Raw genomic sequence first — 12,456 nt, forward strand, 5'->3', positions numbered from 1 at the left:
TTTGTCCATGATAATCAGCCGGTCAGCATAAGGACGAAGTGATGAGGGAACAGGTTGTAAAACAATAAGCCCTGCCAACTTTCAGTTTGTGACAGGGCTTATTGGTTGTGATGAAATTTGGCTCAGTAGCTAACCGGCCACTAGTAGATCCTGATACCAGAAACCGGTGTCCCAGTTTTGAGCTGGTTCATCGCTATGGCAATCCGTGCCGCCCGATGGCGTGTAAGTGCGCCGGACAACCTCTCCTTTGGTAAAACTAATGGGAGACGAAAAAATAGGGCCATCATACACAAACGAGTGATACTCCCCGTTTTCGCCACAGGGGTCGACGGTGGTGGGCAGGTCTTTCAGTAAATCCAGGTCTAGCTCCCGACCAGCGAAGTCGGCGCTGAGGTGCTTTTCATTGATGCAGACGAGCACCGCCCGGAAACCCAGATCCACAAACTCGTGTATCAGTTCGGTGGTGTTACGTTGCCAGAGGGGAAACGAACCGATCAGGCCTGCCCGTAGTAGTTGCGTTTCGCGATACAGCCGCAGATCTTCCAGAAAAATATCTCCGAAAATGGAATGGGTAATGCCGATTGCTTCGACGTTTCGAAGCAATTCGTTCATGCGCTGGTCATACGTTTCCAGGCTCACATCGCCGGGTAAAGACAGTAGTTGCAGGGGCAGCCCGAGTCGCTGGGCCTGTGCTTCCAGCAGTCCCGTCCGAACGCCGTGCATACTCACGCGCCCGTGTTGTTCATTCACCGATGTCAGCAGATGGTGAATATGCCACTGGCCGGATTGTTGGGCTTGGTGTAGGGCCAGAGCGGAGTCTTTGCCTCCGCTCCAGTTCATAATGGCGCGTGGGGTGCTCATCTAAAGAAGAACCCGGACGGGGCTATTTCTACTTTTACCGAGTCAATGAGTGAGCCGTCGGGCTGGTAGCGGATCACGTAGCCAGCCTGGTCGTAGGTTGGAATAACGCTGCCGTAGATCTGTCTTGTTTTTGGGTCGATACCCAGTGCGCCACTAAAAGAACGGTTCAATACCTGCGTACCCGCTGCGGTGGTTGCTTCAATGGAAAACTGGGAGGTTTTACCGCTTAGCGTGTAGTAGAATGTCCTTTTGTCGGCACCAATAGCTATGGTACCGAGCGATGAAGCAAACGTCAGCCGTTGTTCAACAAGCCGGCTTTGTGGGTTAATTCTGACCATATCCTTACCGGCCCGAATCCAGAGTTTTCCGTTGGCATCAAGCGCAATTGGCTCGGGAGTACTACCCAAATTTATTTTTTCTTTCACCGCATCCGTGTTGGCATCAATAACCAGCAACGTTTTATCGCCACTATAGGCATTACTGCCCACGAATACCTCACTCCCAACCAGAACCATTCGTTCTACGCCTTTTACCGCCGGTATTTTTTTGCTGACGGTACCGGTATTCAAATCCACTACGGCAATGTAGCCGGGGTCTTTGTAGAACGTCCCGGCATTATAATCGCCCGAAACGTCCCAGCAGCTAACATACGCTTTGTTCGGACCAGCCTGGATAACCAGCCGTGGATTCTCGATGTCTGGTGCTTTCAGGGTGGCGCGGGACACAAACGTTCCTGCCTCTACAATTTCGACTTTGTCCTGCCCAACGGTACCGTTATCGACCAGAATTAAGCCTTTCCCGTTTACTTCGGTATAGTCCTGTACATTTCCTCCCTGCCCCGAACCACCGCTAACAGCAAGCGATGGATTGGCCTGTATGAATATATTGGTCGCCACTGTGCTACTGATACGGCTTATGTAGGACAGGCTACCATTGTTTTTCAGAAAAGCACCCTGATTGATAACGTAAACCCCGTCACCATAGGGCATTGGCTCTGGGTCGGAGGTTTTACAGTTCCACACGCTCAGGGCAACCAGCCCGATAGCCATTGATTTTTTCAATTGGTTGTTCATGAATTAATTAACGGAAGAAAAATTAACGATAAGATTGATAGATCCGTTTCGGCCCGGTAGGGCATTTTGTTTGACGCCCACCACGAGCGCATCGAACAGGTTATTGATGTTACCCTGCACCCGAACGGGGACCGGACCCAGTTTGGCACTGTGTTCAAGCAGCAGATTGACCAGTGTGTTTCCTTTCAGAAACTGACTATTATCGGCCGTAAAGTACCGGCGCGAGTTAGCCTGCGCCTGTACCGATAGCCGGGTTTTTCCCCGTTGCATCCATACGTTGGCAGTACCCGTGTGGATGGGTACATACGGCAGTTGCTTCCCCACAACGTCCTGTGCGTAGGCATCGTACACCCGCTCCTGCGATGAGCGGGTGTAGGCGTAACCCAGTCGGACACCCGCCTGCCACCGGTTTTGGGTATACACCAGCCCCGTATTGAATTCGAGTCCACGTGCTACCACCAGTTGTAGATTCTCGACGTGGTACTCTTTAGCCGGGTTCCAGTATGTCCAGTCATCGACCCGGTTGTGGTAAGCCGTAAGCTCCGTTGTTAGGGCAAGATTATCCGACAATGTTGCTTTGGCAGCCAGGCCGGTTTCCATATTGACTCCGCTTTCGGGCTTGAGGTTGGGGTTGCCCAGTTCTATCCAATACCGTTCGTTCAGCGTCGGTACGCGATAATTTCGGCTAATCGACCCTTTGGCCGTCAGCGTAAAATGACTTCCCTGAATCAACTGATATTCGGCCCCGAACGAAGGGGTAATGGGTGGATTGAAACGCGTAACGAAAGCCTGACGAATATTGGCCGATAACAGCCACCGGGGCGTCCGGTAGCGCATCAGCGCGTACAAATCTTCCCGGTCTTCCTGAATCAGCTGGCCTCCGTAACCATCCGTTCGGGTGCGGTAGTGCGACCACTCGCCCCCAATCCGGAGATTCAACTGGCGCGATGGTGTAGAAACTAGGGTAAATTCACGTTCGGCCCGACTGATTAATCGCTCGGTTTCGGTGTGGCTGGGCGCATTGAAATCACTTTTAGCGTAATCCAGCACATCCCGAATCCAGCCGAGCCGAATAGTCAGGTTGTTGACTTCGTACGTTGCCAGCAACCTTGCCGACTGCGTTCGGGTACGCTCGCGGGCGATGGTATCGAGTGGGGTGATGATGAGGTCATTGTCCGAGAGCCACGCATTGACGGAAAACTGTTTGCCGCTTTTATGCAGAAAGTATAGGTCCTGGACGAAACCGCGCTGGGCGGTGGTGGATGGTTCCAGAAAATAGCGCTGGCGTTCGGTGTAAGGGTATATGTTGTTGAACTTGTTTCGGTACGCAAACGTCTTGCCCGACAGTTTCCAGTTTTGACCCAGTGATGTCGCGTATCGAATACCGGCCTGCGATTGGTTATTTTGAAACGAGGCAAACTGCTGCCCCAGGGTTACGCTGAATGTACGCTGCCAGTCGGCATTACTTCCCAGCAGTATACTCCCACCCACGGCGCCCGACCCAACCACGCTGGCCGAAGAGCCGTATTGCACCGCCAGCCGGTCGAAACCCGCCACGGGTAAGGTCGAAAAATCTGTCAGGCCGAGGTTGGGCTGGTTGATATTAATGCCATTCCAGAGTACCGCCGTATGGTTGGCCGAGGTGCCCCGAAAGGCGACCGTAGCCAACTGACCGGGGCCGTAATTCTTGAAAGCGATGGGTGTGTTGAGTGCCAGTAAATCGATCAGCGAACCAAATTGGAACTGGCGAAGCGTTATCGAGTCAACGTGCTGGATTTTCTGCCCGGCCAGGAATCGTTCGGGTGCGATGGCCCGCACCGTCACGGCTGATAGTGATACACCGGTGCTTTTTTGCGCCAGACCGGACGAATCGACCTGCGCAAAACAATTCCCCTGACTAAGGATGAAGCCAGAAAAAAGCCCTAAAACCCACCAGCGAAGGGTTTGCTTTTTCACAATGAACGTATAAAAAAGTTTGTGCACTACCGACAGTTCAAATTGCCGAAACATCGGACTGCCGAACTATCGGACTATCAGCACGCGGTTGGGGTGTTTCCTCCGAACACCGGAACAACGAATGGTTGTCGGCAGGTCTCCTGGCTCGTCTCATCGGTTCGGGCCTTCCCGTGCTGATTGTAAGCACAGTGACCATGTAGGTTGAACGGATTGGGTAAGAGACTTACAGTTGCGGGGACAGCGCTGGCGTCACACCAACTTCCCTTTTAAGCCTTGAAAGTCGCTATGATACGACATCAGGCACCGAAAACTCAGGGCAAAAGTAACGGAAATTTTGGAAATAGTGATGCCCGCTGCCATTCGGTCGCCTGATAACTCGACTAGCTAGTGCTATTGTCATTCTTGTTGGTTTGTCGGGGGAGGTTGCTTTCCGGTCGTAACCGTCTCTTTCGAAATGGCTTGGTGCCAAATTCGTATATTTGACCCGTGAACCGACGTATTCGCCCCAACGATCTCGAAAGCCCGCCCTGCAAAGAATTGATTCAGACACTAACCGTGCAATGGGTTCGTGCTGAATTACCAGTCCGGGGACTGACGTACGCTGACTATACAATGGCCATCCGTACGCTGCTCCTGACGACGCAGGACCCGGACCGGACAACGGCTATTGTTCAGGCCGTTCTTGCTCAGGCCGTTGATCTACAGAAAACGGCGGAATGGGTGGAAGAGGAACTCAAGTTCGAAGGCATGATCGAAGGGGCTGACCGGATTGATTTTCTCCGGTTTGAACTGGAGCAGGCCGAGTCAGTTGATGATGCGATGCTCGATCAATACAACGAACGTATCAGTCGCTTTGCCGAGCGATATAGCTAGTGGATGCCTGGTACGGCGCGATTCTTTCAGAACAATAGACCCATTTTTACCCCACCCCAGCGGTGCGACAGGCCCGTTTCAAATTCGCGGCTTAGCGCTGACTGGTAGTATTCCAGGTACAACTTTTTGTACGTGAACACCGCGCCAATGTTCGTCTGGAGCGTAGTACGCGTCAGATGGTCGGTCGGAATCACGTATGGACTACTTCGATTGAACAGGCCGCCCTGCAGGGTAGCATCGTAGCCCACCAAACTGATCATGGGCTGGGCATAAACATACAGTTGCCACGGTAACCGACGGCGGTTCGGAGCAGGGCCAAACGGAGAATCGAATTGCCCTGTCATTACCACAATACCCCCTTGCAACCTATCCGAGAACGTACCAGCCTGGGCCTGCCCCATAGCACTTACCGACAGTGCATGACGATAGGCATAAACTTGTTTTTCGTAACTGAGGGTATAATTCAGGATAACGTCATTCCGGATCTGATACTGCCAGCCGTGCGGTTCAACCCCGTTTGTGAGCCGATGAAGGGCTGTCTGGATTTCGCTTCCCAGGGCAACCGGCCCCACCATACCCGTACTCAACACCGACGACACCCTGGCCCGGCGCAGCGTATCGGTCGATACACTGAATGATTTGAGCACCATACAAGCCGCAAATGGTCGGTTACCCACCAAAATAGTGTTGCTCCGAATTGACGTTGGCGTAAATCCCAAATGCTCAAAGGCCAGTCCGTACGGTGTCTGACTACCTTTTACGTTGGGAAGCAATCGGGTAAGTGGGTTTTTTCGAAGAGCCGGATGAACGACTTCAATAGTGTACCCCTGGGTGTAGTAGTAATCGGTGCCAGTGAAAAGGTCGTTGTCGTAATGCAGGCGAATAGACTTATCCGATCCCGTTTGCCGGAACGAGGCTGTATTGTCGATGCGTTGTGCTATACCCAGGAGGGGAACTAACCACGCCGAAAGGGCCAGATAGGTTTTAATAGTTTGCATGATAAACCAGTTGCCAACTTTGACAAAGCTGATCGTATAGTTTCCTGGCTAACCGCGTTACCAGCTTTGTCAAAGATTTATTTCTGATTAATCAAAACCCGTCGGCTTTTATTTCCTTTTCGGTAATGGTACCGTACTTTTTGACTTTGTCCCGAATGGTATCTGCTTTGCCAACGAGTACAAACTGAAGGTTGTTTTTCGGAAAATACTGGTCGATAATCTGGCGGGTTTTAGCGACCGTAATACCGTCAACATTCTTCTGGAAATTATTGATGAACGATTCATCGAACCCTAAACTGAACATATCCGTCAGTAGACCTGCCAGTTCGCTGGCCGACTCGTAGCGAGGGGGAAAATCGGCTTTTACGTAGTTTTTAGCCGATGTAAGGGCTTTTTCGTCGATGCCCGTTCGGTGCAAACTATCCAGCACCTGTACAGCCATGTCGATGGCTTCAGTGGTGGTGCTCACTTTGGTGAAGGTTGAAATCGCAAACGTACCACTTTTGCGAAGCGTGCTAAATCGACTTCCCGCGCCATACGTCAGGCCTGAATTGACCCGCAGGGCATCATTTAGCCACGACGTAAAGCGTCCGCCCAGAATGGTGTTGACCACCGTGACGGGAATAAAATCGGGGTTACTCTGCGTGATGCCTTTGCCGCCAATAAGGAAGGTGGTTTCGCGGGCATCATCCTTATTCACCAGCAGTACCCGGCTTTTGTCGAACGCAACCGTTGGCTCCGAAATAGCGGGCGAGGTGGCAGCTGCCGTTTTCCAGCTTCCGAACAGGTCCGTAATGCGTTTTTTCATAGCGGCCGTATCGAAGTCACCCACGATGGCAATGGCGGCCCGATCGGTGGTGTAGTTTTTCTGGTAAAACTGCCGGGCATCGGCCGCCGTAATAGCTGATACGGCCGTTGGGGTACCGGTGATGGGATTGGCATATGGATGGCCCTCGAACAGAAACTTGTTGAAATACGAATTAATTACGTTCCTGGGGCTTTCCTTCTGCTGCGTTAACTGGAGCAGTTGCCGCTGCTTATACTTGTCAAATTCAGCCTGGTTGAAGGTGGGTTTAGTCAGTACATCCTGGATAATGCCGAACAGTAAATCGGCATCTTTTACGGCAAACGAAGCGGTTAGTTTTGCCGTTTCTTTGCCCGCGTAGGTATCAAGGCTGGCACCCACATACTCCACTTTTTCTTCCAGTTGCGCCTTCGTGTACGTTGCACTCCCGAACAACAGCGCTTCGGCAGTCATGTTGCCCAATCCGTAGCGATTCCCATCCTGCACGGCGCCTGCATCGAACACCGCCGACACGTTGATGAGCGGTACCTCATGCTGTTCCATCAGGTAGACGGTTAGCCCATTCTTAAGTTTGAACTTCTGGAAAGGGGGCAGTTTGAACGTTTGCGCCCAGGAAGCACCTGTGAGCAACAGGGCTAGAATAATTAGGGGTATCTGTTTCATGAAGTTTTTTTGTCATCCCGACGCAGGAGGGATCTTGAATTATCCTAACACTTGAGATCCCTCCTGCGTCGGGATGCAAAAATCGCTTAGAATGTAAGTCCTGAAAAGACGTAATAGTCCCGAATTGGAATCAGTTGTTTTTTGATGGATTGGTTTTCGGTTCGGGCAGCAGGTAGCCTACGGTACGATTTCGGCTGGTCAGGTACGTTTTCGCCACCCGCTGAATATCCTCTTTCGTTACCTTATTATAGAGGGCCGGTGCCTCGTATAACTTTTTGTAATCGCCGAAAAACAGTTCGTACGTACCCAGCGAGTTCGCCTTACCGTTGATGCTTTCCATCGTCCGGTAAAACTCCATCAGCTTCTGATTTTTTAGCTTTTGGAGTTCGGTATCGGTAATTCCTTCAGTTATAATCCGGTCAATCTGATACTCGATCGAATGTTCCAGTTTTTCGGCCGAAATACCATTGGCGGCAATACCATAAATGGTAAACAGGCCTGGGTCGAACGATAGCTCTACGTTGGTAAACACCCGCGATGCCAGGGTTGAATCCAGTACCAGCGACTTCACCAGACGGGAGGAATTACCCGAGCTCAGCACCCCACTCAGCAAATCAAGTGCGTAGTAATCCGGATGACGGGTAGCCGGTATGTGATAAGCCAGCAGAATATTCGGGGTGGCAATGTCCTTGTAGGTGGTTGCCCGGCGTTCGCCATTTTGCGGGGGTTCTACCGTGCGCAGACTGTCGGGTAATTTCTGAGCCGGAATGGGTTCCAGGTATTGTTCAGCCAGTTTTTTTACCTGGGCAGGCGTCACATCGCCCACCACAACGGCCACCGCGTTGTTGGGGGAGTAATACGTTTTGAAGTATTTTTCGAGGTCGGCCTGAGTCCAGCGTTTGATGTCGGATTCGAACCCAATGACCGGAAACATGTATGGGTGCTCAACGAAGGCCGTTGCGCCAACCAGCTCACTCAGCACCCGGTAGTTACTGTTTTCCAAACCGGTACTCCGCTCCGATAAGACGACACCACGTTCACTCTCCACCATGCTGGAATCAATGGCGAGGTCGCGGATACGGTCGGCTTCGAGGTCGAATATCGTTTCGAGGGCACCGCTCTGAAACCAGTCTGTATAAACGGTTGTGTTTTCGGTGGTATAGGCATTGTTCGAGCCGCCATTAGCCTCCATGGTACGGTCGAATTGTTTGGGACCGTATTTTTTCGCCCCATTGAACATCATGTGCTCAAAAAAGTGAGATAGCCCCGTAATGCCGTGTACTTCGTTGCGGGAACCCACCTTCCAGAACGTATAGAAATTGGCATTGGGAATCGAATGGTCTTCAAGAACCATGAATTTCATGCCGTTTTTGAGCGTGAAGGTCTGAACATCTTCCGCTTTGGGCTTATTCTGTGCCAGTGCCACACTCAGGGTGGTACTTAATACGACCAATAACCCGATTCGTATCTTCATGAGATTAGTTTGTCTGAAAACGTTAAAAATAGTAGCGAGCGGGCATATTACCATAAACCGGCTGCGTAGGTTTGCAGAAAGACACATTACCTGACCATTATGAATCAGTCTCTCTGGTCGCTAAGCGGCCAACGCGCCCTCGTAACGGGTGGCACAAAAGGCATCGGCGAAGCCATCGTTCGTCAGTTTCTTGACCTCGGCGCGTCGGTATTTATCGTTGCGCGTGATAACGCGCTGCTTCAACAGCAGCTTACCGATTACCGGCATCAGGGGCACGATGTGGGGGGGATTGCCGCAGATGTAAGCCAGCCAGGTGCGGCTAGTGCTATCATTGCGGCCCTCTACCAAACGGGTGATACGCTGGATATTCTGGTCAATAATGCCGGAACGAACATTCGGAAACCTACGGTGGATTATAGTCCGGCTGACTATGACCACGTACTGAATACTAATATGCGCTCGGCTTATGAACTGACCCAGGCGGCTTACCCATTGCTCAAATCGTCGGGAATGGGCAGAATTGTGATGGTGTCGTCAGTGTCCGGGCTGGCGCATACCAGCAGCGGGTCGCTGTACGGTATGACCAAAGCGGCCATGCTGCAATTGACGCGTAACCTCGCCGTGGAGTGGGCTGCGGATGGCATTCGGGTGAATGCGGTAGCTCCCTGGTACATCAATACCCCCCTGGCAACACCCGTACTCACTAACCCCGAAAAACTGGCGGGTATTCTGAAACGCACGCCCATGAACCGGGTGGGCGAACCGGAAGAAGTCGCTTCGGTCGTTTCGTTCCTGTGCATGCCCGCATCGGGCTATGTGACGGGGCAGACCATTTCGGTGGACGGCGGGCTGATGGCCTGGGCGTATTGACATTGATATTGTCATTCGCTTCGCAGTCATTAATCGTCATTCATTATCATTCGTGGTGCCAAATTCTGCCTATAAATGATAACCGATAACCGCGAAGCGAATGACAATGAATGACCACCAATGACTCTTTATACACCCGCGACCATCGCTTTCATTTTTGCCATGGCCGTATTGGCTACGATCTGCGCATCCTGGGCGTAGTATTTCTTGTTGAACACTTCCAGCGACAGTACGATGGGTTTATCGGTGCGCTTGATGAGTTTCAGGGTTTCCTTGAGGGGCGCAATACCATCGCCGGGATATACCCGGTCGGCATCGGTGATTTTCTCCTGAGTGAAGTCGGCGGTGTAGTCGTTTACGTGAAATACCTCGATAGCGGGCTTGCCGACCAGGGGCAGCATCGTATTGCCGGAGCCGCCTTTGTAGAGGTGATAGATATCCAGTAGTACCCGTGCAGAAGGGTGGCCGCTTTCAATAGCTACAAACATCACTTCGCCCAAGCGGTTCAGGTTAGGCGAAAAACCCCACAGTTCCAGCTGTGGTACCACGCCCGTTTTGTCGCCAATGTCCAGAACAGCCCGGTACCGTTCGGCGGCTTTGTACAGATCTATTTTAGGGCTCCCCGGCGATTGGGCACCGATAGGGGGGGTGGCAACCCGTTTGCAGCCAATTTGGGCTAGCTGGTCCATTTCCCGCTTCATTTGCTCAAGTCCTTTAGCACGGGTGGCTTCGTCATCCACAATCCAGGGCGCAAACCCAATGGCGTTCTCTACGGTAATGCCCAGATCACTCAATCGCTTACGCGCTTCGGGCAGTGTGCCCCCACTGGCCAGATAGGTTTGTAAGGTTTCGATCCAGATTTCAACGGCTTTAAACCCTGCTTTAGCCGCAGTTTCCAGTTCTTTTACAAAGCCCAGCTTGTGCCCCCGAATGGTACTCATGTTCAGGGAGAGGGTGAATGGCGACTGAGCCGCAGGGGCAGTTGATACCGTTTCGGCGGTTGCTGAAGTGGGAGCCAGGGTTGCGCCGGCGGAGGCTGTTAACAGAGCCAGCGTTTGGCGACGGGTTACGGATGGTGACATGAACGAAGTAGGATTCAGGCGTTTTTTGACTACTACAGTAAACGAGCAATGCGTGTAAACCTACTGCTTGTTGGTACTTCACCAACACAATTTCAACGTGAAAACAATGGCCTGGAATTTAATTGTAATTTACCTCTGTCAATCAATAGGTTGATTTTCAGGTCAATGGTGTTGAGGGATGGATGATTCCAGTTTAACAGCTTCATGGGCATGAACAAGGCGCTGCTAATCACTTCACCCCCGCCCTGCCCGATGAAGAAGTGTATGGAAGCTTTCGTCTGTAAATACCAACAACGTCAGTTTGCGGAGGATGATCCCGTCAGAACACGGTTGATCGGACGGCTTTTGTGGAAGGTGAAACGGAGCGCATGGCCCGCATAATCGATATTTCCCTGCTGGCAGAACAGGTTCGGGGTCAGACGGTTTGGGAAAAAACAGGCCGGGCAGATGAGCAGGGTTGGTGCATGGACGGGTCGATGGCCATGCAGATTGTACGCAGAAAGGGGCGACCCGCCGGACGAATCCATAGCGCCGTGTCGTCGTAGTCAATCAGGCCATCGGCAGCCAGTTCGTTCAGGCGCGGTTCCAGCATGTCCCAGGTCGGCTCACTCCAGTCGGTAGGCTTCCAGGAGGTACGAAAACGGCACATCAGGTTCAGAATCTGCCCCCGTATAAACTGGTCTTCTGCCGTAAGCAGGTGTCCGCGCAGGAGTGGTAGCTGACCGCTTTGCACGATTCGGAGATAGGTCGCTATTTCTTTTATGTTCTGCGAAAAAGCCGCGCCTGTGTCGCCAATGGCCGATGCGCCCAACCCAATCAGCAGCGTGGTTTGCCGGGTGGTATAGCCCATAAAGTTACGGTGCAGCGTACCGGCCTGCATAGCCTGGTGGAGTGGGTCGTGGGCCAGCGCGAAGTGATCCATGCCAATCTCGGTGTACCCGGCTCGTTCGAGCTGGTCACGGCCCGTTTCGTAGAGCAACCGTTTCTGTATGCCAGAAGGCAGGTCACTCTCGTCAAAACTGCGCTGCCCCGTTCCTTTTAGCCAAGGTACGTGGGCGTATGCGTAGTACGCAATCCGGTCGGGTCGCAGTGCCAGTGTCTGCCCGATGGTGTGGCGCACCGAGCCGGGCGTTTGCCGGGGCAGACCAAATATCAGGTCATGGCAGATGGAGGTGTAGCCGATGGCCCGGGCCTGCTCCGTCACGCGCCGGACATTCGCAAAGGGCTGAACCCGGTGAATGGCCTGCTGCACCACCGGGTCGTAATCCTGTACCCCAAAACTTACCCGCCGAAAGCCGAAGTTGTACAATGTTTGCAGGTGTTCGGGCGTGGTGTTATTGGGGTGACCTTCCCAGCCGTAGTCGGGCTGATCTGTTGGGTCGGCGTAGCGAAACAGGCCCGTTAACAACCGCCGAAGTTCATGGGGTGAAAAGAAACTCGGTGTACCGCCCCCGAGGTGTAGTTCGGCAATCCGGGGTCGTTCCGGTCCGTGCTGTTGGGCAATTAACTCAATATACAGTTGCCATTCAGTCAGTAGCGCGTCGATGTAGGATCTTTCCACATCGTGATTGCGGGTAATGTGTTTATGACAGGCGCAGAAGGTGCATAAACTATCACAGTAAGGCAGGTGAATGTACAGGCTGATTCCCTGGCGGGCGTTGGTGTCGGCAAAGGTCGTGATGAGTCGCTGCTGCCATTCGTGGTAGCAAAAGTTATCCGTGTTCCAGAACGGGACGGTGGGATAACTGGTATAGCGCGGTCCGGCTATAGTGTATTTGGCAATCAGGGAAGGGCTCATACA

10 protein-coding genes and 1 riboswitch are annotated in these 12,456 nt (G+C 52.5%); of the genes, 2 read left to right on the plus strand and 8 right to left on the minus strand.

Annotated features, from left to right (window positions below; translation table 11 throughout):
- Window positions 1–129 precede the first annotated feature (129 nt).
- The 3 genes from B157_RS0115750 to B157_RS0115760 are packed head-to-tail and all read right to left on the minus strand — an operon-like array spanning window position 130 to window position 3,890.
- Window positions 130–861 (minus strand): Dph6-related ATP pyrophosphatase, encoded by a 732-nt coding sequence (locus B157_RS0115750; protein ID WP_020604263.1) that lies wholly within the window; start codon window positions 859–861, stop codon window positions 130–132.
- A complete protein-coding gene (locus B157_RS0115755) occupies window positions 858–1,934 on the minus strand; it encodes a DUF5074 domain-containing protein (RefSeq protein WP_020604264.1) in 1,077 nt (358 codons plus the stop codon). Before B157_RS0115755 ends, B157_RS0115750 begins: the two co-directional genes overlap by 4 nt.
- Before the next feature lie 3 nt (window positions 1,935–1,937).
- Window positions 1,938–3,890 (minus strand): TonB-dependent receptor, encoded by a 1,953-nt coding sequence (locus B157_RS0115760; RefSeq protein ID WP_245565094.1) that lies wholly within the window; start codon window positions 3,888–3,890, stop codon window positions 1,938–1,940.
- Between the two features lie 113 nt (window positions 3,891–4,003).
- A riboswitch (cobalamin riboswitch) is annotated at window positions 4,004–4,213 on the minus strand.
- A gap of 163 nt (window positions 4,214–4,376) precedes the next feature.
- Here B157_RS0115760 and B157_RS0115765 point away from each other — a divergent pair.
- The gene (locus B157_RS0115765; RefSeq protein WP_020604266.1) at window positions 4,377–4,763 is read left to right on the plus strand and encodes a hypothetical protein; all 387 of its coding nucleotides are present in this window, start codon (window positions 4,377–4,379) and stop codon (window positions 4,761–4,763) included.
- A 26-nt stretch (window positions 4,764–4,789) separates the two neighbouring features.
- Here B157_RS0115765 and B157_RS0115770 read toward each other — a convergent pair whose 3' ends face one another.
- The 3 genes from B157_RS0115770 to B157_RS0115780 form a co-directional block, all read right to left on the minus strand.
- Window positions 4,790–5,761: a lipid A deacylase LpxR family protein gene (locus B157_RS0115770; protein WP_020604267.1), complete on the minus strand. Its 972-nt coding sequence runs from the start codon at window positions 5,759–5,761 to the stop codon at window positions 4,790–4,792.
- Window positions 5,762–5,852: 91 nt separating this feature from the next.
- Window positions 5,853–7,229, minus strand: coding sequence for a M16 family metallopeptidase (locus B157_RS0115775; RefSeq protein ID WP_020604268.1), 1,377 nt, complete (start codon window positions 7,227–7,229; stop codon window positions 5,853–5,855).
- A gap of 130 nt (window positions 7,230–7,359) precedes the next feature.
- Window positions 7,360–8,703 carry a M16 family metallopeptidase gene (locus tag B157_RS0115780; protein WP_020604269.1) on the minus strand — a complete coding sequence of 448 codons (1,344 nt, stop codon included), beginning with the start codon at window positions 8,701–8,703 and terminating at the stop codon, window positions 7,360–7,362.
- Between the two features lie 99 nt (window positions 8,704–8,802).
- Here B157_RS0115780 and B157_RS0115785 point away from each other — a divergent pair, with 99 nt between their 5' ends.
- Window positions 8,803–9,573, plus strand: a complete 771-nt coding sequence (locus B157_RS0115785; protein WP_020604270.1) for an SDR family oxidoreductase — start codon at window positions 8,803–8,805, stop codon at window positions 9,571–9,573.
- A 128-nt stretch (window positions 9,574–9,701) separates the two neighbouring features.
- Here B157_RS0115785 and B157_RS0115790 read toward each other — a convergent pair whose 3' ends face one another.
- Complete coding sequence (locus tag B157_RS0115790; protein WP_020604271.1) at window positions 9,702–10,655, minus strand: sugar phosphate isomerase/epimerase family protein; 954 nt, start codon at window positions 10,653–10,655, stop codon at window positions 9,702–9,704.
- Between the two features lie 415 nt (window positions 10,656–11,070).
- Window positions 11,071–12,453: an oxygen-independent coproporphyrinogen III oxidase gene (gene hemN / locus B157_RS0115795; protein ID WP_026308733.1), complete on the minus strand. Its 1,383-nt coding sequence runs from the start codon at window positions 12,451–12,453 to the stop codon at window positions 11,071–11,073.
- Between the last annotated feature and the right edge of the window lie 3 nt (window positions 12,454–12,456).

This window comes from Spirosoma spitsbergense DSM 19989, from assembly GCF_000374085.1.
In the GTDB taxonomy this organism is placed as follows: domain Bacteria; phylum Bacteroidota; class Bacteroidia; order Cytophagales; family Spirosomataceae; genus Spirosoma; species Spirosoma spitsbergense.